Genomic DNA, 25,105 nt, shown 5'->3' on the forward strand with positions numbered 1-25,105 from the left:
GAATACTGTTCACTTCTTCCTCTTTCTCACATATCCATAAATACCTATTCCTCCAATAATCAACAATGCTAAGCCAATTCCCCATTGTAGAGGAGAATTCATGGATTGTTTAGCAGCCAGATAGGAACTAGCCAATACTCCGGCAGTAAAAGCGATCACAGTTCGGGTAAGCATACCAGGAATTCCAAAAATCAGCACTTTTGCCAGACTCACATTCATTGAAGCGAAGAGGAAATTGGAAATAGAAAAGGGGACTACAGGGCTGATACGAACAAAAAACACCAAGGAACCTTCTTTTTCTTTTCGGGCTTCTACTTCCGCATGAAACTTCGGGTTTTTCTTAAAGACTTGCTCGGTGAGTTCCATATTGATGAATTTCCCAATACCATAACCTATTACAGAAGCGAGGGAGTATCCTAAAATTAAAAAAGGCAATGAGACCCAGCCGAAATAAAATCCGGAAGCCAGTGCGATCAATGTGGTGGGTAGTAAAGCTAAGCCCATGATCATTGCTCCGATCAACGTGTATATTATGTAATCAACTCCAGAGCTTAGACTGTATTGTTCAAGGAAATCATAATTCACTGCAAAAACAGCACTACCAATGAAGGGCATTGTAGTCACCCAAAGCCAGGCAAGGATCCCTGTGGGATGATCTCCCAAGTAGGAGGAAATAGTTTTGAAAATACTACCCTTTTTTGTCATCTTTGATTGGCCTTCAGGAAAATGTTTCTTCCAAGAGCCTACAAGTTTAGTGAGCAAAAGCCAAAAACACCCTACCAATTAAAAAGATTTCCCTAAAAGCTAATTGATAAGAATTAAACCCATAAGCATATGAAATTTGGAACCAAAGCAATCCACGCAGGAGTAGCGCCAGATCCAAGTACCGGAGCGATCATGACTCCAATTTATCAGACATCCACCTATGTGCAGCGATCTCCAGGAGATCATCAGGGCTATGAATATTCACGAACCCATAATCCTACCCGAACTGCCCTACAGGATAATCTAGCTGCCTTAGAGAATGGAAAACATGGGATTTGTTTCTCCTCTGGATTGGGAGCGATCGATGCGGTGGTGAAATTGTTCAATCCCGGAGACGAGATCATTTCTACCAATGATCTGTATGGAGGGACCTATCGCTTATTCACCAAAGTCTTTGAGCGGTATGGAATCAAATTCCATTTTGTTCCCATGGGCGATCCAAAATCCATCGCTACTTATATCAATGAAAACACGAAGATGATCTGGGTGGAAACTCCGACCAATCCTATGATGAATATTATTGATGTGGCAGGGGTAGCCAAAGTTGCCAAGGAACATGGAGTTTTACTAGCAGTTGACAATACCTTTGCTTCTCCCTACTTACAAAATCCCTTGGATCAGGGAGCAGATATTGTGATGCATTCCGTGACCAAATACCTGGGAGGACATTCTGACGTAGTTATGGGCGCTTTGGTGTTGAATGACGATGAACTTGCATCCAAGTTGGTGTTTATCCAAAATGCCTGTGGGGCGACACCAGGTCCTCAGGATTGTTTCTTAGTGCTTAGAGGCATTAAAACCTTACATCTAAGGATGGAGAGACATAGTCAAAATGGAAAGACCATTGCTGCCTATTTAAAAAACCATCCTAAAGTGGAAAAAGTCTACTGGCCTGGATTCGAAGATCATCCAAATCATGAAATTGCAAAAAAGCAAATGCGTGATTTTGGAGGCATGATTTCCTTTACTTTGAAGGGAAATAAGCAAGAAGATGCGATAACCGTCATGGAGAACTTCCATTTGTTCGCTTTGGCAGAATCTTTAGGTGGAGTGGAGTCTCTATGTGGTCATCCTGCTTCCATGACTCATGCAAGTATCCCTAAAGAAGAGCGGGAAAAAGTAGGATTGGTGGACTCCTTAATCCGATTGAGTGTGGGAGTGGAGGATGCAGAGGATCTCAAGCAAGATTTGGCAAATGCCCTTTCGAAAATCTGATTTTAGAACATTCATTTATATTAAAAAACCAGCTGATGAGGCTGGTTTTTTTGAAATGTATTAAGCAATATTATTTGTTTTAATTGATAAACATTTCTTAGTAGTTAGGTTAATACGGATGTTAAAAACGCAATTTCCTCCATCTAAATAATAGATTATCTGTGTCTTCCAGTTTGGTTCAGCATGATTGCAAAATCCGTTAATCCAAACTTCTTTTTGCCCTTCATCATTTAAATAAGGAACATATTGAACCATGTAATTTTTTAATTCTTTAATCTGGTACAATTCTATGAATTGCTCAGATCTGCCATAATTTTTCGAACTTTCACTAAGTTTGTCATTATAGTTATCAATTGATTGTTTCAGCAATTTTTCCAATAAATTGATTTCTTTTTTTGTCAGATTCACCGTCTTTGCGGACTTTTCTACTATGTTTTTTGAGGAGATTAATTCATCTATTCTTTTTTGATCTGATAAAATCACATAATCTGACTGCCCAAAACAGAAGGCAAAATTAAAAAATCCAATAATTAGGAATATGCTTTTTCTCATTATTAACTATTTGATCTTTCTTCTGATTCCATATTATTGATTCATATAATTGTCTAATACTGTTCAGATTAATTAAGTATTTTGGATTAAAAAGCAGGCAACCTTACTTTCTGGTTCAAAAAAAACAAAAAGATCACCATCTGCTGCAAAATTCAATTTTTCTAAATAACGTTGAAGGCCATCATTTGAAGGGACTACATTACTACGCTCAGTTTGAATACCAGTAGTGCTTCTCAGTTGCATAACAAACTTCATAGTTTTTTTGGATTTGGGACATGATGGGATGTCAGGGAATTGAATCCAGCTTGGAACTCCAGTATGCCCCATTACTGATTCCTCCATATCATCTCCAATGTAATTGGATTTTCGGCCTCTGAAATATTTTTTCTGAAATACAATTTCAGAATCGGATTTTAAATTCCCGAATGGGCTTTCTGTCTTCTTAAGTTCCTCTAAATCCAGAACCCTTGGGTTCATTGGATCTGTGTAATCCAAAAAAATCTTATCCAGCTCCAAAAATAATGGAGCTGTTAAATGGAGATCAAAAGGAAGCCATAGGAAAGGCTCATCTGACTTGGAAACTTTTCCTATATATTGAAAAGGAGCTATAAAATCGAATTTTGGGATATTAAATTCTTTTGGTGTTTCCCCTCCTAAATAACTTTTGCCATCGCTTGATTCTTCGAGATTAAATATGGAATGTACCGGTGCATCAAAAAAAGGCTGGCCAAGTTCTTCCTCTGTGAGTTCTCTTGATTGTTTATCACCTTCTTCCATATCAAATGCCCTAACTAATTTTCCATCCTCAAATTCCAATTCAATGGCTGAAAAAATGGAATAAGCAGTTTTTTTATCAATGCCTTGTGTTTCTATGAACTTTTGATTTCGTTCATCATTGTTAAACTCTACTTCCCATCCAGCGAAATAAACATGTTTAATATTTTTTTTAACGAAAGTATTAAATATCCCCATTTGAATTAAAAGGGTGAAATTGTTAGTGATTTTTTTATCAGGATTGAGAAATATAGGAAATTGTATTAACAAAATAGTTGACGAAGTGTGATAATTCTTATTGGTACCGGATCGGTAGCATGTTTAACTTGAGTAGGATTAGAAGGGTGATCATTAAAAATGTTCCTATACTAGCAATCCTATTAACGATTTGCTGAGTTTTTACAGTATCCTTTAAAACCTGATGGAATATTTGATATAAAAGGTATCCAATCCATCCTCCCATGGTATTGGTGATTAGATCGGTAACGTCAAAAGTTCCGATTTTTAAAATGATCTGCAGGCTTTCAAAGAGGAGGCTAAGTAGGAAAAAGGAAAATAGTTGCTTTGAAAAACTCCATGATTTCATCAATGTGGCTGTATAGGTGCCAAGGGGAATAAATATCACCACATTTAACAGGACTTCCATTTTGCTCAAATAGAGCGTTATAAAAGGAATGAGGTTCACACTCCTCTTTTCCATATAAGAAAACTGCACTCCAAGTTTCAATAATATGATCCAAACCAATACTAGCAGATAGATTGCCAATAATGCTTTGGTCCATTGATTTGCTTTTCGAATTTTTGGATCATTCGGAATAGAGTGTGAATTCATTTGGACGTTATTTCTATCAATAGATCTATTGTTATAGACGTCTTGCCTGCTTGAAGGGTGATTAGGGTTTATTTAAAAAAAAGAATGTTAGTTTCTTTCAACTTTCACTGTCCGAATCTGAATCATGTTCATTTTCTAAATCATCTCCATAAATAAAACGAGGAGGGATAATTTGATCATATCCCTCATTTGGATTGTTCACTCTTATCTGATGTTCGTCATCTTTTGTTACGTACGATTGAAATTTCCTATTGAAACGTATTTCAGGTTTTGATAATAACTGATTGCTAGTTGAGATCTCTAAATGTTGAGCATCTAATTTCCCTTTTTCTTTTGCCCTGGCAATTTTTCTAGTTTTTACAAAAAGTCTTTTGGCATTATTCCCTCCATATGCTTGTCCACCATTTTGTGGATTTGGTCCCGTAAAAGAAATAATATTACTAGTTCCTTTATTTAAACTATCTTGATCAAGTTGGTCTAAATTGGAGATAGATGTATTCCCTGCTGGGGCTAGGCCTTCATTAGTTAGATGTGCTTTCCCTTGCCCACTTCTATTTGTTTTTGAAGGGAAATTTCTATCGGTCCTACTTACCTCTAAAGGGATACTTTTTAATTTTTCCTCCCTTATCCTCAACGCTTCGATTCTCAATTCCTCCCGCTCCATTTCTTCTTTTTTCCGGAGTGCTTCTTTTTTTAACTTTTCTGCAGCTTCTTTGTTAATTCCTGATGGATTTAGTTCGTATTCTTCCTTGGAAATCCATTTTTCCTTTTTCTTCTTTTTGTAGTCATCAGGAACTTCATAATTCTTACCACTTCTTTTAATATATCTCATTAATTGTATTGTCAAATTAGAAGCGGGCCTCCTATCGAGTAATTCTTGGTACTCTTTAGTTTGACTTATTGCAGGGCTATTATTTCCATATTCTTGGATTTTTTTTTGAATTGAAGATTCAGTCCTATTATCAACCATTTGAAAAACCGAATTGCTTTTACTTCTACCGTTCTCTCGTTGAGTAATTTGTGGAGTTTTGTTCTCTTGGGATTTATCGAAGAATCTATTCAATGGTTTTAGGATCAAGTGAATCAATAAAAAATATATCCGAATTAGAGGAAGGCCATCCTTTCAAAAAATATTGACCTTATCCCCAAAGATTCAGTTAATTTAAGGAATCACTAAATAAATTCCAATCAGGTATTGGGAACTCGATGCGATATGGTTAAACACACTATCAAATTGAATTCAAATTGGTTTTGATAAGACTAACCTTTTCAGTTTTTCAACTGGATAGCTTCTGTATTCAATAAATCTTGGATAAAACCATAAATGTCAATAAGGTCCCAATGGGTTAATAAAAGTTCTTGAATCGTATCAAAAGTCAACCATTCTCCAGAATTTAGTTTTTCAACCAAGACGGATAGCCCAGGGTTCTTTTTAAAATGGATCCGATGACCACGGGCAAACAATAAAATTCGTTCAGATTCTGTTTCGTCCAATAGGATAGGGAAAATCCTTTTCCCTTGGATGCTGAAGTTTCCTGATATGGGTAATTGCTTTTGGATAAGATTCGATTTTCTACGAATCCCTCCATTACTTTTTAGAGCAGTGATTTTACGTTCAAAGGCCTTCTCCAGCTTTTTCCCAATGGACTCAATATCAATTCTATTCCTCAAAAAAGAATTGGTTTCTTCTAAGCGGACTGGAGTACCGTAACCTACATGCTGCTTGAAGTTTTCTTCTGCTGTGAGTTGTAAGAGTTCGTTTTCAAGTTGATCTACAGGTGGATTGATATAGTCTAAAACGAAACTCATTGAAAAATCAGGAGTGTCAGCCACATGGTATACATCATGCGGAATAAACATGGCATCACCGGGTTTCAATTGATATTCTTCAGCTGAATCCATCATCTCCTGAATATTGTGAAATACTTCCGAGTTATGTGCAATTCCATTGTATTTTGGATCGTCCCAAGTGTAGAAGTTTTTTAGCCCTGGGCCCAGATGAAAGAGTATTCCATCTTCTCCTGTTGATTCTTTATGAATCCCAAAAGGAGTGAAACCATAATTTCCCATAAAAAAAAGAAAGGAAAGTCCATTCAAAGGCATTCCTGCTTGTTGCAAAAGCGGCCTTACAATTTCTGCTGCTTTTTCAGCAAAAGCATTGCTGTATTCCTCCAAACCGATCAAGATCATTCCAAATTTTTGATCGCCAAAAATCTCTTTTGACCATTGTTCTAGATTTTGGTTTTTACCTGGAGGATGAGCAATCATTTTCTCGAGGTATTCATGCTTAAGTTCCTTATTGATGTAAACTTTAAGGCCTATGTGAATATCTTGCTTCGCTAAAAATCCTCTCAAGACTTCAATCAACAACTCCTGTATAGAATCAATTTCGGATTCTGAAATCAGTTGCTTGGCCTGAGCCGGTTTGGCTAATTTGGAAGTGTCTTGTAAAAAACGTTCCCAGAGATTTGAATTCATATTTAAAAAGGAAGACAGAAGCCATGAGGGATAATCAGTGGCCTATTGGTTCGATATAAAATGGGTTGAACAAAAGAAAAGATTCAGGTTACTCGCTTCCTGAAAATGAAGGAATGCTTACAACTTTCAAGCAAAATAAGAATTAGACCAATTTATCAAAAAGTAGGTGTGCTTGTTTTTCCGCTTGAGAGGAAAGCAATTTCTTTTGAACCTTTAATTCGTTGGTCCAATCCAGATATTTTTTGGATGCATTTTCTTTTTCCGCTAAAAAATGTGTGAGCGACTGGAGGCACAATTGGTTAGAGTACCAAGGTTTTAAACTATTCTTGAGCAAATTAATTTCTTCATGAATGCTCGGAACAAAAATAGGATTAAAGCCTAAATGGATCAATAAGTTTTCCAGCATGATGATGGTCCTCAATGCATCAAATATTTCTTTGAGGGCTTTACTGTCCAAACTGGCTTTAAGATCCAACTTGATGAAATCGAGTTCCTCTTGGATGATTTGGTTAATCGCAGAGCTGATGGCTAAGGGTTTCAGACCTTTGCTCGCTTGTTGCGCGTTTTGGTAAAGTTCATCCCAACTCTTTAATGTACTTCCTACCACTAAATCGAAAGATTCATTGTAGAGTTTCTTTTTTTGCTTGTCTAAATAAAGATGATAGCTGTTAAAGGTTTGCTTGGTTTTTTTTTCTCGATCCAGAATATTCCTTTCTACCAATTTGAAATGATGAATCTTCCGGAGATTTTTTTGAAACTTCTTGAAAGGAGAAAATATATCAAATTTCAAGCTTTCTTTTTCAAAATGGATTTTCCCCAGTAGGTTACAATAAAGCTCCATGAATTCCATTTTGGCGAGTAATTCAATGGCCTTCTTGGATTTAATCTGCTTCCCCAATGCCAAAAAGAGACCTTTAGCATCGGAATGCTGGCGTTCAAAAACTTGAAAAATCGGGGAGACCTTCGTCTGCATGATTTAGGAAATTTTCACCAAGGTGGCACCGTAACCCCATTGGTCTTTCTGCGTGTCTTGAAAGTACTTAATATTTCCTAATTGACTCAAATGACGATGAATTTCTTTTCTCAAAACTCCATTTCCTAAGCCATGGATAAAGGTGATTTCATCCATACCACTGGCTATTGCCTGATCCAAATTCTTTTCAAACACCTCTAATTGAAGCTTCAGCATGGCAGAATTGCTCATTCCTTGGGGATTTGGGGTCAGTTCCTCAATATGTAAATCCACAGATTTTGGGGGCTTTTTGGTAGGAATAGCTTGCGCTTTAGGTTGCAGGCTTTCCAGTTCCTGATTCAAGGCCCGGATATCCAGCTCCTTGGTGGTTTGTTCCAAGGAAAATACATAGGCACTTTTTCCAAGCAATGGTGCCTTGCTTAAATGCTTAAAGAATTGAGTTGGCTTCATTTTTAATTGCCTTTCAAACGCGGGCAATGCGGTTTCCAACTTGTTTTGGATAGGAATAAAGCGCAGTAAAAAGGAAGGCCATTCATCCATTTCTTTTAAGAGGCGGTCATCAAACTTTTTGGATTCACCTACCCCTAAAGATCCAGCCATCAAGGTCCGGTGGTTATCTCCAAATACTTCGGAGGCATGTGCTAAATAAGGCTTCTTGCTATCATTTATAAGATAAAGACTTAAACTTTGATCATTGATAGGAATGAAGGCTAGGTACAAACCCTGATCTTTTGGCGCTGAAAGCGGGAGGGGGGCTTCAGGTTCTTTTGCTTTATTTTCCTGTTCACCGAAATAACTTTTTTCCGTGGCATGAATGACAACCACTTCATTTTTTAAGGCAGGAATAATAAAGCCATCTTCAATTTCTATTTCTACTCTTCCACTAGATGAAATTTTTCGAATGATTCCTTCTTCCGTCCCTTTGATTAATCTTACTTTATCTCCAATATTCATCGATCCAAGGCTTGTTTATACGTGTCCAACGCTCTTTGTCTTGCGAATTTATGATCTACAATTGGATTTGGGTACTTTTCAGTTCCTAATTCTGAAACCCATTTTTTCACATACTTCAACTCTTTATCAAATTTCTCAGTTTGGGAGGCTGGATTGAATATCCTGAAATAGGGTTGAGCATCAGTTCCCGTACCTGCAGCCCATTGCCATCCTCCATTATTTGCAGACAAATCGTAGTCAAGTAATTTCTTGGCAAAATAGGCCTCCCCCCATCTCCAATCAATCAAAAGATGTTTGGTCAAGAAAGAAGCAACTATCATTCTGACTCGGTTGTGCATGTATCCAGTTTGGTTGAGTTGGCGCATTCCAGCATCGACAATTGGGTAGCCAGTTTTGCCTTGGCACCAGGCTTCAAATTCTTTTTTATTGTTTCTCCAAGGTATCTGATCGTAGGCTGGTTTGAAAGCCTTGTCCACCACCTGCGGATTATAAAACAAAATCATCATGTAGAATTCCCTCCAAATCAATTCATTGAGATAAGTCTCATTGAGTTCTTTTGCTTTTATGGCCAACTTACGAATGGAGATGGTCCCAAACCTCAGATGGATGCCCAAACGTGAAGTGCCATCTAAGGCAGGGAAATTTCTAGTTTGGTCATAATGCTTGATGATTTCCTCATCTGGGTTGGAACTAGGAATATTTTGATCTGAACTTTTAAATCCCATTTCTTCCAAGGTGACTCCCTTGATGGGTTCAGTTTCCAATAAGTTCTTCCAATGGAAATAGTTGAGCGGTTCTACCTTGGTTTCTGAAAATTTCTGAAGCCAGACTTTACTAAAAGGGGTAAAGACTTTATAAAATTCCCCTGAGCCATTGAGTATTTCTCCAGGTTCAAAAACCACTTGATCTTTAAACGTCAGAAAAGTAGTTCCATGCTCTTTGGCCATTTTTTCGATGGTCTTATCCCTTTTGATGGCATAGGGTTCATAATCCCGATTGGTATAAATTGCCTCTACCTGATAGTTCTCAAAAATCTCAGCATAAGCCTGTTCGGGAGTCCCGTATTTTATCAAAAGAGTGCTCCCTTTTTCTTCCAGTTCTTTTTTTAATTGAAGGACTTGCTCATAAATAAAAGAAACCCGAGGGTCCTCTTGATCCTCCAGGTCATCTAAAATATTTCGGTCAAAAATAAATAGGGGAAGTACTCCTGTTTCTTGTTGCAAGGCATAATAAAGCCCGGTGTTATCTTCTAATCTTAAATCTCTACGGAACCAAAAAAGGGTGATTTTCTTCATGACTAAACTTTAATTGAAAAGCTTGTTTTGAATGAAAATGTTTAGAGAATCTTTCTTGGCGGGTATAGAGTCAGGGACGGGAGTGGATTGGCGGATTCGCTCTAAAGAGTCCAATCTATTTTCCAGATTCTCCAAATTGATCGGAGTCCAATTTTCTCCATTTTCATAATTATAACGAAGGAAATCATCCGTGTCATTGATTCGGAGTTTTTCATCTTTCTTTCTGGTCAATTTCTGGAAAAGCTCAGAAAAAGAGTTGAAAGAGACATTTTGGGAGACAGAAACCCCATAGGTTGCCACGTTTTTTGAAAGAGATAAGGAGGTAAATACGTTGAAATTATTTCTGTTGAAAATTCGGATCCTATAGACTCCGTCTTCTGTCAGTAAATACTCCGCTTGCCAGTCTCCGATAATGGAAGCGGCATTTGCAATTCCCTGGTTATTCGTAAAACCCCCATCTCGAGAAACCCTCAAACGTCCATCCAAAAAGGTGTAGGCTACAGATAACTGGAAGGTCTCCAAGGTGTTGGCGTCCAATGATGCTAAGTCCACATCTATTTCAAGATTTTTGTCCACTTGCCCTAAAAATGCATTGAGTTGGGAAGAAAGTAACTGGCCTAAACTAGAGGAGATGTTTGCCACTCCTGAAAATTGGCCTTCCGGAGAAAAGGATCGGCTCATAATGACGGAAAACACTTGTCGGTTTTTTTCCTGTTCATCATTTGCAATTCTATTTTGGAAGGCTGATATAGTTGTTTGGATGTCTCCACTGGATGGAAATTGGGAAAAGTCAAACCCGAAATTGATGTCGGGGGATAGTAAGGCTCCTTCCAAATCCATGATCACTTTTACAGGGTATCTTCTATTAGATTGTGTGTTGTCCGGATCTGTAGTGGTTGTAGCATTTAGCAAAGGCTGAATGGATACATTGTCTTCATATTCGGCCACTAAATTCATGACCCCCTCATAAGGATCTCCATACCAGGTGATTCTTCCTCCCGGCCGGATATTGAACTGTTTTTTTACAATGTTATAAAGTGAGAAGTTGTATTTCCCTTCGGTGATTTCATAGTTACCAGTCAGGGAAAAATTCCCCTGAGTATCCACATTTAAGGTCAATACTCCTCTTCCCCTTCCAGAAATTCCCTCCTCTGTTCTGGGGTCAATGATGATTTCTGCCAAAGCATCCGGAGTAACATCCAGGATGAAATTCATCCGAATGTTTTCAATGTCCAATCGATTGATTTCTTCATTTACCTCACGGATCCGAACGGTGTCCTGAATATTGATAATATGTATAAAATCCTCCTGAGCTATTCGATTATCATCTGTCAAAGGAATATAAATCCGGGTATTGGGTTGGCTGGTCGCTCTTGCATTGATGTCCAAGTTGGTAGTACTTCCCAAAAAGTCAATGGTTCCTGTTACATAGGCGTTTCCATAAAACGTTTCATTGTCACGTGAAGTGGTATTGAGCACCTGGAAGTTGGTGAGGTTGGAATTGATGTTTAAATAAAAATCCTTGAATCCGCTGTGGTTGATTCCTCCTTTCAGATTAGCCACGTTTCCATTCACATCCTGAAGGATCAAATCTTTAAAATTTATTTGATTGGGAATAAATGCGATACTTCCATTCAATTGGTAATTGGTATTCAGGTAATTGATACGTAATCTTCCATTGTCTACTATTCCTGTTCCTAGAATTTCAGGATCTTTGGTAGTTCCTCTGATTTGAAAATCTCCCGTCACACTGCCACCCATTTGGGAAACATATTTGGAGAGAAAAGGCTCTAAAATAAGTAAGTTGGTTTCACTTAAAATGGCATCGATATGGATGTCTTGATTTTCCAATTCAATGTTTCCATTCATATCAATGGTCTTTTTTCCATTTCTGGTATTGGAGAGATTCAACGCCAGAATTTCTCCGTTCAAATTGGCTGTTCCTCTTAAATTTCCAATTAGAAATGAATTGATCCTTAAGCTATCAATACTGATGTCACCTTGTAACAGAGGGGCTTCATAGACATCTTCTACTTTAAGTATCCCGTTTGCCGTTCCTTCAAATTCTTGAGGCACCAGGGTATTTAATATGTCAACATTGACTTGGTTGATGGAGAGTTGAAGTTCTTTGGCAGGATCCTCAGATATGACTCCTTCTAATGCGATGAACTGATCTTCGTTGAAGATTTTTACATTAGAAAAATCTATTTCTCCAGGAGTCAAGGTGATTAGATTATCGTTAACAAATTTCCATTCCCTATCCAATACTTTAAGAGAAGAAGGAGCAAAATTGATTTGGGTGTTCTGAGCTGAAAACTGGGCATTGGCATTTACTCTGGCAGAACTTTGGGTAGAATCTTGATCTAAGGTAAAGTCCAGCGCTACCTTATTTTGATCCCAGATTGCTTCAAGACCCAAATTGGAAAACTCCACGCTTTTGCCTACCTGTTGAGCTTTGGAATAAATATAAAAAGAGGCCAAGATCTCTTCGCTATTGATGATTTTAGAGGTGTTAAAATCAATATTTGTCGCAAAAGCAGTCTTGTCTTGGTATTTAAGAGTATCAATACTTGTGAAAAAGTTGAATACGGTATTTTCTGGAGTTTGGTAGAAAGCACCTTCTAGAATTGTGTTTCGGGAAACTGAAAGATCTGGTTCAAAAAGCTGGACAATCGGATTGACATTGAACATGCGGATGTTCAGGTCCAAATTGTAGGTTTCTGAAAAGACTGTCTCTAGATCCGCTACAGGCTGGGGTTCATTGATGATAATTGCAATGTATTGGTCTAATAATACATTCAGATCTTGATAGATCTGTTCCAAGTTGAACTGTCCAGAAGCGGCTGCCACCAGATAATCAGAATTAATGGACATGGTCCGCGTCCCACCAGCAAAAAGAGATTGAAAATTGAAATCTCCTAATTCCAAAAAGCGGTCTTCAAACCCCAGAGCCATATCAGTAAACCGGGCAATTCCCTGTATGTCATCAATATTGATTCCTTTGGTGTCAATATTAAGGTGGCCGCTAAGGAAGTTGAGTTTGTTGGTTAAATTGATATTCGCCAAAAAGGCAGTATCCAGATCAATCTGCATCCGTACGGAATCGATCGATTCATTTAGATTGAGTAGACCCGTGGCTTGCATTTTAAGGTTGGGATCTTCTATATCCAGATTTCCCTTGAATAGATTTAATCCATAGGTAGCATCGGTAGTGATATTACTGTATTCGTAATTTCTAAACCCTACTTTATCAATCTGGGCATCCAAGCCGATCAGAATGTTTTCTCTGGAATTTCCTTTCAGCGTCACATTTCCATCTAGGGAGACTTTCTGGAATTGTTCACGGTCTTCCACAAGTATCCCCAGATCTAAGTTGGAGATGGTAACCCGGGAAACCACGGAAGGCATGTTGTCTACCAAGTCAAAATTGATCCTTCCTTCAATATCTCCTATGGTAGTTTGGAAGTCTCCTGACGTACTAAACCTTCGTAAGTACCCTGCAAAATCAGCATTGAAGCGGATTGTATTGAACTTGAAAATTTGTTTTTGAACTTCCTCGCTCACGTAAGGAGCTAAATCCTTGGCTAAAGCCGTGGAGTTCTGGAGGGAAAGGTTGATGTAGGTATCCTGAATATCCGGGAGTCCCTCTAGTTCAAATGCTCCAAACAATGCTGTTTTTTCACCTAAGCGAATTAGGAACTCTTCAGATTTGAAATCAGCGATGGTTCCTGTTACTTCTCCAATCAGATAGATTTCATCTTCTATTTGAGGGAGAGTCGGGGCAAATTTTCTTAAATCCGTAAGATTCAATTTCGACTCTTCCATGTTGGCTGTGATCTTTACATCGGTCACAAAATTGGAGAGTGCGGAGTCAGACAGCATATCGAACCGTAGGTAATCTTTGATATGCGATTTATCAGATTTTAAGCTGAGGTTGGCAAACTCCATAAATTTCGGAGAAAACTTGAAGTCAGTTTTTAATTCTTTGATTTCCAGTTCTGAAGAAGATTCAATTCCAGTGATCATTTTTACATTAATCCCAATTTCTCCTCCCTCCACATAAAAATTTTCAGCATTACAGAATACTCCATCAAATTTTAAATGATTGTAATCAAAGCCTACTTCAAAGGGATCATAGCTTAGATTTTCAATGTATACTGTTCCATTTCGAATTTGAACGTTTCCGATTTCGAATTTAGCACCTCCTCCTGAGCTACTTCCGGAACCAAAAACCTCTGACATTTGTATAACCCAGAGATTAAGATTCATCAAGCTGTCTTCAGGATGGGTAATTAAATGTAAGTCTGGTCTGGAAAGTCTGACTTCTTGAAGCGAAGGATTTCCGGGAGATAATAATGAGTTTAAATCAAAATCTACTTCAATCGTCTCCGAACCAATCATCAGGCTGTCTTTATGATCCAGGATTTTGACATCTTGGAGTTTGACAGCATCCCACCAGTTTAAAGTGATTTTACCAATATCCGTTTTAAAGTCACTTCTTTCGTTGATATAATTGGTTACTTTGTCAAGGGCCCAATTTTGAATGAAGGTAACTTGAAGGCTTATCGCCAGAAATATGAGTAGAAGTAAGACAGAAAAAACTAGCCAAAGGATTATACGAAACGCTTTGTGCAAAAAATCCGTAACTTTCGCGTTCTTTTCCAATGAGTACAAACGATAACTTTATTCTAGCAATTGAATCCTCGTGCGACGAGACTTCTGCCTCTGTAATAGTAGACGGCAAAGTACTTAATAATATTGTCGCTACACAATCCGTCCACGAAAAATATGGAGGTGTGGTTCCCGAACTAGCCTCTCGTGCACATCAGGAAAACCTGATCCCTGTGGTACAGGAGGCTGTTTTATCTGCTGGGATCAGTTTGGATCAACTTTCGGCTGTAGCTTTTACCAGAGGTCCAGGATTGATGGGCTCTTTGTTGGTAGGAGTGAGCTTTGCCAAAGCGTTGGCTTTTGCCAGAAAAATCCCGTTGATCGAGGTTAATCATATGCAAGCTCATATTTTGGCACACTTCATTGATGATCCAAAACCTAACTTTCCTTTCATTTGCCTGACCGTGAGTGGGGGTCATACCCAGTTGGTTTTGGTAAAGGATTATTTGGATATGGAGGTGATCGGAGAGACGCAGGATGATGCAGTGGGGGAGGCATTTGACAAGACGGCCAAACTTTTGGGGCTTCCTTACCCTGGAGGACCTTTGATCGATAAATACGCCAAGGAAGGAAATCCCAAAGCCTTTAAATTTCCGGTTACTCGGATGCCGGGCTTGAATTACTCTTTTTCTGGTATAAAAACTGCGGTATTGTACTTCCTAAGGGATCAGCTTCAATCTAATCCGAAATTTATTGAGGAGAACTTAGCGGATCTTTGTGCCAGTATTCAATGGACATTGATTGAAATGCTGCAGATTAAGCTTAAGGAAGCGGTCAAGCAATATGGGGTTACCGAAATTGCTATTGCTGGTGGAGTTTCTGCAAATTCTGGCTTAAGAACAACCCTTCAAGAATTGGCTTCCAAAAAGGGTTGGAATCTGTACATCCCTAAATTTGAATACTGTACAGACAATGCAGGTATGATTGCCATAGCTGCGTATTACAAATACCTAGCAGGAGAGTTTTCATCGTATGATGTAACCCCGCTGGCAAAAATGAAAATCTAAAAATGGCGAAGGCTAGTAAATTTGATAAGATCGTAAACATCAAAAATAAAAAAGCGAGTTTTCAATTTGAATTCATCGAGAAATTTGTTTGTGGAATGGTGTTGAAAGGAACGGAGATAAAATCAATCCGGGAAGGAAAGGTGTCTTTGACAGAGGCTTTTTGCGTATTCCTGAGGGGAGAATTGTATGTACGCCAAATGCACATCGCTCCTTATTCAATGGCTGCTAGCTATAATCATGAAGCCGTGAGAGATAGGAAGTTGCTATTAAGTAAGAAAGAACTTGAAAAATTAGAAACTAAGTCTCAAGAAAAAGGGCTGACTATCATTCCTGTTCGTATATTTATAAATGACCGAGGTTTAGCAAAAATGGAAATTGCCTTGGGTCGAGGCAAAAAGCTTCATGATAAACGACATGACCTGAAAGAAAAAGATGCGAAAAGAGAAATCCAGCGAATGGCCTTTGACTGATGTCTTTGGTATATGCCGCCAGACCATTTTACCGCTCTATAGAAAACCTACCTTTGAGTCCGCGCTTATCTCCCAGTTACTTTTTGGGGAGTGTTATCAAGTCAAAGCGATCAATCCTGATCAAAGTTGGTATAAAATTTTTCATGAGGATACAGGATTGGAAGGATGGATTACTTCCAAATCAATCAAAACCATTCAACCTTCCGATTACCAGAATTTTCTAAGTCAGGATTTTCAGGTGGTTACCAGCCCTATTGCAGTAATCGAATATTTGGGATCCAATTTATACTTGCTACCAGGCAGCCGTCTTCATTTTTCAGAAATAGAGTTGTTTAACTGGCAAGATCATATCGGATTTACCGGGACAGTACGTAGCCATGCTGTCAAAGCAGGCCGAGAGGAATTATTGGAAATTGCATTGAAGTATTTGAATGCTCCTTATCAGGCTGGAGGAAGAAGTATTTTTGGGTTGGACGAAATAAAAGGGTTTGAACTGATCTATGCCGCAGCTGGATACCGATGGACCTTAGATAAAATGCAGGGAAAAATGATTGATCCTGAGCAGGTAATCCCAGGAGATTTGTTTATTTTCAAAGATTTAGAAACCAAAGTTTCTCAAGTGTCCATGTATTTAGGAGCAGAAGAAGTACTCTGGATGGATGGGAAAATGAGGATTTCTGATATCGATGAATGGGAAAGCATTCAAATAAACAATTCGAGTAAACAATATGTTTTGAAAGGCCACTCAATAGTAAGTTAGCATGGAAAAAAGAGTATTGGTATTAAACTTAGATCATTCTCCGGTTGCGGTAGTTCCTGTACAAAAAGCCATAGTTCTGGTCTTGATGGAAAAAGCCAACTGTCTTTCAACTTACGAGCTTCTTAAAATCCGGACAGTTAGTCGAAGTTTCGAATATCCTGCGGTGATTCGTTTGGTTTCTTATAAAAACATACCCTATCGAGGGGTACTTCTAAATAGGTCCAACTTATTTAGAAGAGATAATGGGGAGTGCCAATATTGTGGAAGTAAGAGACACCTGACCATTGATCACGTAATTCCCAGGTCCAAAGGTGGAAAAACCAACTGGATGAATTTGGTGACCGCCTGCCATCGATGCAATGTCAATAAGGGAGATAAATCTCCTGAGCAGGCTGGATTAACGCTTAAAAACCAGCCTTTTAGACCTACGTTATCATTCTTTCTATCCGAATATGCGGAAAGACAAGCAGAGGAGTGGTTGCCATTTTTAGCCAGTAAGGCAGTGCATTGATCCCAAATACCTTTCTGATTCCATCCTATATTTTTTGGCAAAATAATTGCCTAGAAGAAAGTATGAACCTTTCTTTTATTTACACCCTGTTATTGTCAGTTATTTTGGGCTGGTCGCAGATTCAATACCAAGAACTTATTGGAGAATGGCAGCTTGTTGATTTTGATGGAATCAAAAAGATTAAAACTTCTCCCCAGTACCTGAGCTCGAGTGCTGCCTTTCGTGCAAACTTGGAAACAAAAATCAATTACAGGTTAGAGAATACAGTGTATAAATTCCTGGAAGGAGATAGTTTGGCATACACAGATTTTGTAAACCAGGAGATTGTATTGAAAAAAGCCAAAATCGAAATCAGTGAAGATCATGTAATAACGATCCTAGAAGGAGAAGATAGCAAACAGGCAAAAATCCTGGAGTTTGACGGAAATCGACTTGTGTTAGAGCCAGTTTCTACTAATGGAAATGGAGCAGGAAAATTGGTGTTTGAAAGGATCATCAAGAAAAAAGAAAATTAGACCCTCAATCCCTTTTTTATAAACTTAGGCAAGCCAATTTCTTGGCTTGCTTTTTTTTGAATCAATTTTTACAATTCCATTTTCATCTGGCTACTTAAGAGCCGAAAGCTTTTTCTATGCCAGATACAATCCCCGTGTTCCTCAATCCCTGTCCGATGGGCTTTGGTAGGATACCCTGCATTTCGTTCCCATCCATAGTGAGGGAATTCTTCTGCCAACTTTTCCATGAATTGATCACGGTGCACTTTGGCTAAAATGGATGCAGCGGCTATACTGGCAAACTTACCATCCCCTTTGATCACACAGGTATAAGGCAAGGTTAGTTTTGATTTGAACCTGTTTCCATCAATTAGAAGATGTTGGGGAAGGATGGATAGCCCCTGCACGGCCCGGGTCATGGCCAGGAATGAGGCATTCAGAATGTTGATTCGATCAATTTCCTCCACGGATGCTTCGGCAATTTTCCAAGCCAAGGACTTCCCTTTTATTTCTTCAATCAGGTCTTCCCTTTGACGTTTGCCTAATTTTTTGGAATCATTGATCCAGCGATTGGAATAGTCTTGAGGGAGGATTACCGCAGCAGCTACGACAGGCCCTGCCAAACAGCCTCTTCCTACTTCATCACATCCAGCTTCTATTCGATTAGCTTCTAAAAAGGGTTTTAGAGTCATGCTCCTTATCTTCTCTTATTTTGTAGTATTTATGAATCATTTCTGCTACCAAACCCGTCCATCCTGTTTGGTGGGAAGCTCCCAGACCTAGGCCTGAGTCGCCGTGGAAATATTCATAAAATAGAATATAATCTTTGAAATGGGGGTCCTTTTGAAATTTTTCAATGTTTCCATATACTGGCCGGTTTCCCTCTTCATCTCGCATGAATATTTTCATACATCGGTAAGAAAGTTCCTTGGCGATGATGTCCATGGTCATATATCTTCCAGAACCAGTTGGGTATTCAATCGAAAAATCTCCTCCGTAGTAGAAGTCAAATTTCTTTAAGGACTCTATGATTAGGAAGTTGATTGGAAACCAAATGGGCCCTCTCCAATTTGAGTTGCCTCCAAACATGACCGTATCGGACTCTCCAGGAGTATATTTGACGGAAAGCAAGTCACCTGAAATCTTCATGGCATATGGGTGTTCCAAGTGATATTTTGAAAGCGATCGGATCCCGTATTCACTCAAGAATTCCTCTGAATCGAGCATTTTATGAAGAATACTTTTCATTCTATGACCCCTCAATAGTGAAAATAATCTTCGTCTATTAAAACCCGGTTGAATCCAACTAGATACTAAGGCGGCCAATTTTGGTTTTTCCCGAAGGAAGAATTCCAAACGTTGTTTGAATTCAGGTAATTCATTAAATAGATCTTCCCGGATGGGTTCCACTGCAAATAGAGGAATCAATCCTACGATGGATCTTACTTTCATTCGCTTCGATTCTTTGCCCGGCACATGAAAGACATCATAAAAGAAACTATCCTCATCATCCCATAGAGAAATACCTTCAGAAGAAATGTTGTTCATCGCTCCGGCAATGTATAGAAAGTGTTCTAGGAATTTTGTGGCGGTAAACTGGTAAACCTTATTGTGCTCACAGAGGTCTAGGCTGATTCTTAGCAGGTTCAACGAAAACATAGCCATCCATGAGGTGGCATCCGCCTGTTCTAATTTACCTTGATAACGCTGGGCGTGACTTCTATCGAATACAGAAATATTATCTAAGCCCAGGAATCCACCCTCGAATATATTTTGCCCATCACTGTCTTTTTGGTTTACCCACCAGGTGAAATTGAGCATTAATTTATGTAAAGCCCTTTCAAGAAATTCGTAGTCCGCTTTTCCGCCGTTTGCTTTTTTATCTATTTGAAAGACCCGCTGCACGGCGTAAGCATGTACAGGAGGGTTAACATCCGAGAAATTCCACTCATAGGCAGGTATTTGCCCATTCGGATGCATATACCATTCATTCAGTAGTAGGAGCAATTGATCTTTGGCAAAATCCGGATCAATCCTGGCAATAGGAATACAGTGAAATGCTAAATCCCAAGCCGCATACCAAGGGTATTCCCACTTATCCGGCATGGATATGATATCGTAATTTTGCAGATGTTTCCAGTTGCTGTTTCTTCCTTTTTTGCGTGAAATAGGAGGGACATATCTTCCGGGATCTCCTTCTAGCCAACGTTCTACATCATAATAATAAAACTGTTTGGACCACATCATTCCTGCGTAAGCCTGACGCTGGATCCGCTTTAGGTCCGGGTCTGTTACCCTTTCTTGCAATTCCTCATAAAATTCATCCGCTTCCACTTTGGCTTTTTCCATGATGTCATCACAAAAAGACAAGGCATCTTCAGAAAATTGGTGCATTAAACGAAGCTTGATGGTTTTGCTTTCACCTGGAGGTATTTCCAAATGGTAAATAGCAGAGGCTTTGGTACCGAAGTTTTCAGGATTGATGTGTTTGGAGTCACCATCGACTACATAGTCGTTGATCGCATCTTTGAGAAATTTTTTCTCATTTCCGATATGATATATTTTTTCCCGATTGGTCTCATTATCACAAAACTTGAGCTCAGGCTCCCCTTCAAATGAAATGGTATAGTTTCCGGATTTCGGGCTGAATGCACGAATCGTGTTTTCATTAAACTTGCTCAGTTTAGGCAAAAAGGGCTCATGTCCCGTAAACCATGTTTTTCTAAGCCAAATCGTAGGCATGACACAGATATATGCTTTTTCTGCACCTCTGTTATGGATGGTCGCAGTGGCTACAATGTCTTCAGCGTCATTTTTAGCATATTCGATGAAAATATCGAAGTATTCATCTTGGTCAAAAATCCCTGTATCCAATAATTCATACTCGGGATCAGTTTTGCCTCTTTTTAGATTTTCTTCGAGAAGGTCTTTGTAAGGGAATTCGGCTTGAGGATACTTATAAAGCATCTTCATATAACTATGGGTTGGGGTAGAGTCGAGGTAATAATATAGTTCCTTTACATCCTCTCCATGATTCCCTTGGTTTCCGGTAACCCCATAAAGTCTTTCTTTAATAAATGGGTCCTTGCCATTCCAGAAGCCCCAAGCTAAACATAGCTTTTGCTTATAATCAGATATTCCTCCAATTCCTTCTTCTCCCCAGCGATAGGCTTTACTTCTGGCTTCATCATGGGTGACATTTTCCCATGCTGAACCATCAGGACTGTAATCTTCTCTTACAGTACCCCACTGTCTTTCTGTGAGATAAGGCCCCCATTTCTTCCAATGCTTGATCCGCTCTCTATCTTCCTGTAAACGTAATTTTTCAGCTACCATATCAATCTCCAATAAGCATTATTCGAAATTATGATTTTATATGAATAATGGGCTATTATTCGACTATCTGTTTAAAGAAACAGTTATTTATTTTTTTAAATGGCAATTAAATGCATGAATTATTCAATTTCCTTACTTTAAATTATCCTATTCAGAATACTGTTTATAGCTGCCATTTCTTTTATTGAGGGCGTAAAAATGAAGCCTTTTACTTGATTTTCAGGCAATCCTTTAAAAATAAATTATATTCTACATTTGTAGAATTAAAATTATGTTCTACATTTGTAGAAGATCAAAGATGAACTTATGAAACTTTCTCCCACCGAAGAAGAATTAATGAATCATTTATGGAAGCTTAAAAAAGCGTTTATGAAAGATTTATTGGAAGAGTATTCAGACCCTAAACCGGCAGCTACTACCATCTCTACTTTATTAAAGAGAATGCAAGACAAGGAATTTGTGGCTTATACTTCAAAAGGTAAGTCACGGGAATATTATCCTCTGGTCTCCAAGGAGAATTATTTTTCCAAACATATGAAAGGATTGATCAAAAACTTTTTTAATGATTCTCCGGCACAGTTTGCTTCATTCTTTACCAAGAAGGCAGAGTTCACAGAAGCCGAACTGGAGGAATTAAGGGAAATTATTGATGGAAAACTAAACAAAAAGAAATGATGGAATACCTGTTAAAATCCATGCTTTGCTTAGTGCTGTTGCTTTTGTTTCACAAACTATTCCTGCAGCAGGAAGTACTTCATCGCTTTAACAGATTTTATTTGTTGGGAGCGGTAGTGTTTTCCTTTTTGATTCCTTTATATGTAGTGGAGGTTGCGTCAGAAGAGCCGATTGTACTACCTGAACCTACCGCATTTGAACCTCAGGTATTCCAATCGGAATACGAATTTCCTGCTCAGACATTTGACAGCCCATCAGTGGAGGTTCAAACGTCTGAAAGTTTTCCTTGGTCGGAGGTTTTACTAGGTGCCTATTTGCTGGTAAGCTTGGTTTTCTTGATTCGGTTTTTTCAGAATATCCGGATTCTCTTCAATCAAATCCATCGAAATGCAACAGTAATTTTCAAAGGTTATCCCGTGGTATTGCTGGAAGAAAATACGCTTCCTTATTCCTTTCTCAAATTCATTTTTGTATCAAAGAATACCTATGAATCGGGTGAGTTTTCCGAGGAGATTTTCCAGCATGAATTGACTCACGTCAAGGAAGGTCACAGCTGGGATGTTTTGTTTATCGAATTGTTGCTGATCCCCCTCTGGTTTCATCCTGGGCTTTATTTTGCCAAGCAGTCAATCCGTCTCAATCATGAATTCATAGCAGATCAGGTAGCTTTAAAATCCACTTCAATCCAAGCCTATCAGCGTCTTTTACTTTCCATGACACTTACCAATACTCACAATTCTCTGGTGAGCAGTTTAAATTTTTCTTTAACCAAAAAGAGATTGGAAATGATGAAGAAGAAATCCAATCCAATTTTTAAAGGAGTCAAACTTCTTGTGTTGATTCCAGTGTTAGGCGTGATGGTATATGTGTTTAGTGAGAAGGTGACAGCACATCAAGAACTGGAAAAAGTGAAGCAGAATGATGTGCTTTCTTCCGATGAAATCCATCAAGACTTTACGTTAAAAAGTGATGGAAGCTTCGTTTATCAAAATAAAAGGTATCAACTTTCTCAGTTACCAGGAATTTTGGAAGAGCTTGACAAGGAAAAATCCATTATTAACATCATTGCCAACTCAGAGGTGAAAATGGGAGTGATTCAGGATTTTCAAAGGATTTTAAGGGAAAGCGATTTTCGAAAGATTAATTACCAAAAGCCTGAACTTCAGGTAAGCAAGTCATCTAAAGATGAGTTTTACAAGAATGTCACTTTCATTTTGCGCTCTAAAGATGGAGAAGAGATCGAAAAAACCTATGATGAATTATCAGAAGATTTGAAAGCAGGTTTAATGGATCCTCCGCGCAAGCCAAACTATCAAGTGCCTAGCAACCAGCAATTTGAATCATGGAAAAATAAAGATGAATTTGCGATTTGGATTGATGGTAAAGTTTCAGAAAACGAAGTTTTGGATAAAAGAAATCCATCGGATTTTGTCTACTATACAGATAGTTTTGTGCATAACAATGCCAGATCTGAAAGATTTCCGCAAGCACATCAAGTCTCATTATTTACAGAGGAAGGATTTGAAAAAGCATATGGTGAAAATTCAGGATTTGGTAAAGCAACTAAAGGAATAACTATATTTTACCTGGGAGAACATGAAGATTATCCTCCTACAGAAGAGAAAGAGGAAGAATTAAGTGCGATACAAAACTATAAAAAGCTTCATGACCAATACGAAAAAAATAGAACCGAAGGAACTCATTTTGTAAACCGGTCTGAAGACGAGCAGCAAAAGTTACAAGCGCAATTCTCCGAATTGGGAAGTTTGTATTTCAGGATTCCATTGGAACTGAAAAGAACTGTCTCAAGACCTACCCATCCTTTTGCCCCTTATCTTAAATTGGAAGCTGAAGGTAAAGTATATTACAAACTTGCGGAGGATTTGACTGCCAAAGAGAAAAGTCTATTACCTCCTCCTCCGCCAGCCTCTAAAAATAAAGTGGAAGCCTATCATCAGCTATTTCTCAAATATGAGTGGATAAGAATGGAAGGAAGGAAATATTCCAACAAAAGCCAGGAGGAGCGAGCATACATGTATGAGCTTTACAATGCGATGCAAGAACAGTACATGGCCATGGATCCTATCCAAAGACGACAGGTAAAACGTGTCAACTACCCCTTTATACCTTTGAATGAAAATGGCCATTTAACCTTCAAGGTCTTGGATGAACTGACGCCGGAGCAACGGGCCTTTGCAGGCTGCTAACAGAAAAAATGCGTTATGAAAATGACTGGGTAAGTTCTAATACCGGCTCAGTCATTTTTGTTTCTGGCAAAATCTGACTGAGGATGACATTCCATTTGCCTGCCCAGTCCTGAAAATCGTCCTCTGTTTTTTGATTGGAAGCGATCCATGTTTCCAGTTTTCCAAAGTCAAAATTTTTAGAAGAGATACCTACTCCAGATTCCACCGTATCTAGTGCATTACAGGCTTGTTCGTATTGGCCTTTAACCGGGATCACCAGCACCGGTTTTTTCAGAAACAATGCCTCGCAGACGGATTCAAAACCAGCTGTACAAACCAATCCGCGGCATGCTGCCATATCTTTCAAAAAATGCCTGTCATGGATTTTATGAAAGGATAGATTAGGAAGTGGGTGTTCCGTTTCCTTGGCGTTCTTCTTATCCCAATAGGCCATGATTCGTAGATGTGGATATTTTTTGGCAAAAGAAATGACTTCTGTTGCATACCCAGGGTTTACCATGTATGCCAAGATAAAATTGCCTGATCGTGGTTGTAGATGCTTGACTTCTTCCCGAAGGAGCGGGGGCGCAACTACCAGTTTGTGTCCATGAATTTTGGATAGAGGTTTGAATGCCAACGCGATTTTTTTATCTGCCCCAAGAGCTGTCAGCCAGGTGTTGAGCTGAAATAGTTCTTTCTGAAAAGCGACAGACCTGGCAAATTTAAAGGAAGGATGATATATCAGGTACTGGTGTCCGATTACCCAGAAATGGGCTTTGGGACGGAAAAAAGCATTGTATAATCCTCCAAGCAAATCGTAAAAATTAAGGATGATGTCTGGTGCTGCGGCTTTGACTATTTCATCTATCTGCTGGAGACTTTTGAAATACACGGGTGATTTCCTCAGGTTTTTGGTAATGGTCTTTCCGATCAGAATCCTTTTTTCCCCTTTGTCAGTTTCAAAATTCGGACTTTCTACGGGATGGATTTTTGCAGGAATCTGCTCAATAAAAAAATCCGGGATAATCCTCCTTTTGCTTTTCCCAACAATGACTCCCGTAAGTTGATGGCCTTGGGCCTCCAACATTTTTGAGAAGGCAATTGCTTGGGTCAAATGTCCTCTGCCTTCCCCTTGGATGATGAATAAAAATTTCATT

Annotated in this window: 21 protein-coding genes; 8 read left to right on the top strand and 13 right to left on the bottom strand. The window is 38.7% G+C overall.

What is annotated here, in order from left to right; genetic code table 11:
- Window positions 1–9: 9 nt before the first annotated feature.
- Window positions 10–705 carry a VTT domain-containing protein gene (locus BUR11_RS01685; protein ID WP_074225057.1) on the bottom strand — a complete coding sequence of 232 codons (696 nt, stop codon included), beginning with the start codon at window positions 703–705 and terminating at the stop codon, window positions 10–12.
- 129 nt (window positions 706–834) lie between these two features.
- Between BUR11_RS01685 and BUR11_RS01690 the strand changes: the two genes are divergently transcribed.
- Window positions 835–1,980: a cystathionine gamma-synthase gene (locus tag BUR11_RS01690; protein ID WP_074223108.1), complete on the top strand. Its 1,146-nt coding sequence runs from the start codon at window positions 835–837 to the stop codon at window positions 1,978–1,980.
- A gap of 60 nt (window positions 1,981–2,040) precedes the next feature.
- Here the strand turns inward: BUR11_RS01690 and BUR11_RS01695 are convergent, their stop codons facing one another.
- From BUR11_RS01695 to BUR11_RS01735, 9 genes are all read right to left on the bottom strand, one after another.
- On the bottom strand, window positions 2,041–2,532 hold the full coding sequence (locus BUR11_RS01695; protein WP_074223109.1) for a hypothetical protein: 492 nt from the start codon (window positions 2,530–2,532) through the stop codon (window positions 2,041–2,043).
- Between the two features lie 72 nt (window positions 2,533–2,604).
- Window positions 2,605–3,504, bottom strand: a complete 900-nt coding sequence (locus BUR11_RS01700; RefSeq protein ID WP_074223110.1) for a hypothetical protein — start codon at window positions 3,502–3,504, stop codon at window positions 2,605–2,607.
- 97 nt (window positions 3,505–3,601) lie between these two features.
- Window positions 3,602–4,138: a VanZ family protein gene (locus BUR11_RS01705; RefSeq protein WP_074223111.1), complete on the bottom strand. Its 537-nt coding sequence runs from the start codon at window positions 4,136–4,138 to the stop codon at window positions 3,602–3,604.
- A 97-nt stretch (window positions 4,139–4,235) separates the two neighbouring features.
- The gene (locus BUR11_RS01710; RefSeq protein ID WP_143185797.1) at window positions 4,236–4,970 is read right to left on the bottom strand and encodes a hypothetical protein; all 735 of its coding nucleotides are present in this window, start codon (window positions 4,968–4,970) and stop codon (window positions 4,236–4,238) included.
- Window positions 4,971–5,407: 437 nt separating this feature from the next.
- Complete coding sequence (locus BUR11_RS01715) at window positions 5,408–6,616, bottom strand: cupin domain-containing protein (protein WP_074223113.1); 1,209 nt, start codon at window positions 6,614–6,616, stop codon at window positions 5,408–5,410.
- Window positions 6,617–6,758: 142 nt separating this feature from the next.
- Window positions 6,759–7,589, bottom strand: a complete 831-nt coding sequence (locus tag BUR11_RS01720; RefSeq protein ID WP_074223114.1) for a hypothetical protein — start codon at window positions 7,587–7,589, stop codon at window positions 6,759–6,761.
- A 3-nt stretch (window positions 7,590–7,592) separates the two neighbouring features.
- Window positions 7,593–8,543, bottom strand: coding sequence for a Smr/MutS family protein (locus tag BUR11_RS01725; RefSeq protein WP_074223115.1), 951 nt, complete (start codon window positions 8,541–8,543; stop codon window positions 7,593–7,595).
- The gene (locus BUR11_RS01730; protein ID WP_074223116.1) at window positions 8,540–9,838 is read right to left on the bottom strand and encodes a cryptochrome/photolyase family protein; all 1,299 of its coding nucleotides are present in this window, start codon (window positions 9,836–9,838) and stop codon (window positions 8,540–8,542) included. Before BUR11_RS01730 ends, BUR11_RS01725 begins: the two co-directional genes overlap by 4 nt.
- A 9-nt stretch (window positions 9,839–9,847) precedes the next feature.
- Entirely contained in the window at window positions 9,848–14,473 is a 4,626-nt protein-coding gene (locus BUR11_RS01735; protein ID WP_234982051.1) for a translocation/assembly module TamB domain-containing protein, read from the bottom strand.
- 29 nt (window positions 14,474–14,502) lie between these two features.
- On the opposite strand from BUR11_RS01735, the gene tsaD reads away from it, so the two are divergent.
- From tsaD to BUR11_RS01760, 5 genes are all read left to right on the top strand, one after another.
- Window positions 14,503–15,516 carry a tRNA (adenosine(37)-N6)-threonylcarbamoyltransferase complex transferase subunit TsaD gene (tsaD, locus tag BUR11_RS01740; RefSeq protein WP_074223117.1) on the top strand — a complete coding sequence of 338 codons (1,014 nt, stop codon included), beginning with the start codon at window positions 14,503–14,505 and terminating at the stop codon, window positions 15,514–15,516.
- 2 nt (window positions 15,517–15,518) lie between these two features.
- On the top strand, window positions 15,519–15,986 hold the full coding sequence (smpB, locus tag BUR11_RS01745; RefSeq protein WP_074223118.1) for an SsrA-binding protein SmpB: 468 nt from the start codon (window positions 15,519–15,521) through the stop codon (window positions 15,984–15,986).
- The gene (locus BUR11_RS01750) at window positions 15,949–16,746 is read left to right on the top strand and encodes an SH3 domain-containing protein (RefSeq protein WP_074223119.1); all 798 of its coding nucleotides are present in this window, start codon (window positions 15,949–15,951) and stop codon (window positions 16,744–16,746) included. Before smpB ends, BUR11_RS01750 begins: the two co-directional genes overlap by 38 nt.
- 1 nt (window position 16,747) lies before the next feature.
- Window positions 16,748–17,257 carry an HNH endonuclease gene (locus BUR11_RS01755; protein WP_074223120.1) on the top strand — a complete coding sequence of 170 codons (510 nt, stop codon included), beginning with the start codon at window positions 16,748–16,750 and terminating at the stop codon, window positions 17,255–17,257.
- Between the two features lie 62 nt (window positions 17,258–17,319).
- On the top strand, window positions 17,320–17,772 hold the full coding sequence (locus tag BUR11_RS01760; protein ID WP_143185800.1) for a hypothetical protein: 453 nt from the start codon (window positions 17,320–17,322) through the stop codon (window positions 17,770–17,772).
- Between the two features lie 68 nt (window positions 17,773–17,840).
- Here BUR11_RS01760 and BUR11_RS01765 read toward each other — a convergent pair whose 3' ends face one another.
- Together BUR11_RS01765 and BUR11_RS01770 are read right to left on the bottom strand one after the other, a co-directional pair.
- Window positions 17,841–18,443 (bottom strand): ribonuclease HII, encoded by a 603-nt coding sequence (locus BUR11_RS01765; RefSeq protein ID WP_074223122.1) that lies wholly within the window; start codon window positions 18,441–18,443, stop codon window positions 17,841–17,843.
- Window positions 18,415–21,087 carry an MGH1-like glycoside hydrolase domain-containing protein gene (locus BUR11_RS01770; protein WP_074223123.1) on the bottom strand — a complete coding sequence of 891 codons (2,673 nt, stop codon included), beginning with the start codon at window positions 21,085–21,087 and terminating at the stop codon, window positions 18,415–18,417. Before BUR11_RS01770 ends, BUR11_RS01765 begins: the two co-directional genes overlap by 29 nt.
- Before the next feature lie 306 nt (window positions 21,088–21,393).
- On the opposite strand from BUR11_RS01770, the gene BUR11_RS01775 reads away from it, so the two are divergent.
- The gene (locus BUR11_RS01775) at window positions 21,394–21,762 is read left to right on the top strand and encodes a BlaI/MecI/CopY family transcriptional regulator (RefSeq protein ID WP_074223124.1); all 369 of its coding nucleotides are present in this window, start codon (window positions 21,394–21,396) and stop codon (window positions 21,760–21,762) included.
- Window positions 21,759–23,969 (top strand): M56 family metallopeptidase, encoded by a 2,211-nt coding sequence (locus tag BUR11_RS01780; RefSeq protein ID WP_074223125.1) that lies wholly within the window; start codon window positions 21,759–21,761, stop codon window positions 23,967–23,969. The genes BUR11_RS01775 and BUR11_RS01780 overlap by 4 nt, the downstream gene beginning before the upstream one ends.
- Window positions 23,970–23,982: 13 nt before the next feature.
- Here the strand turns inward: BUR11_RS01780 and BUR11_RS01785 are convergent, their stop codons facing one another.
- Window positions 23,983–25,104: a glycosyltransferase family protein gene (locus BUR11_RS01785; RefSeq protein ID WP_074225059.1), complete on the bottom strand. Its 1,122-nt coding sequence runs from the start codon at window positions 25,102–25,104 to the stop codon at window positions 23,983–23,985.
- Window position 25,105: the final 1 nt, after the last annotated feature.

The sequence above is a fragment of the Algoriphagus halophilus genome, from assembly GCF_900129785.1.
GTDB classification, from domain to species: domain Bacteria; phylum Bacteroidota; class Bacteroidia; order Cytophagales; family Cyclobacteriaceae; genus Algoriphagus; species Algoriphagus halophilus.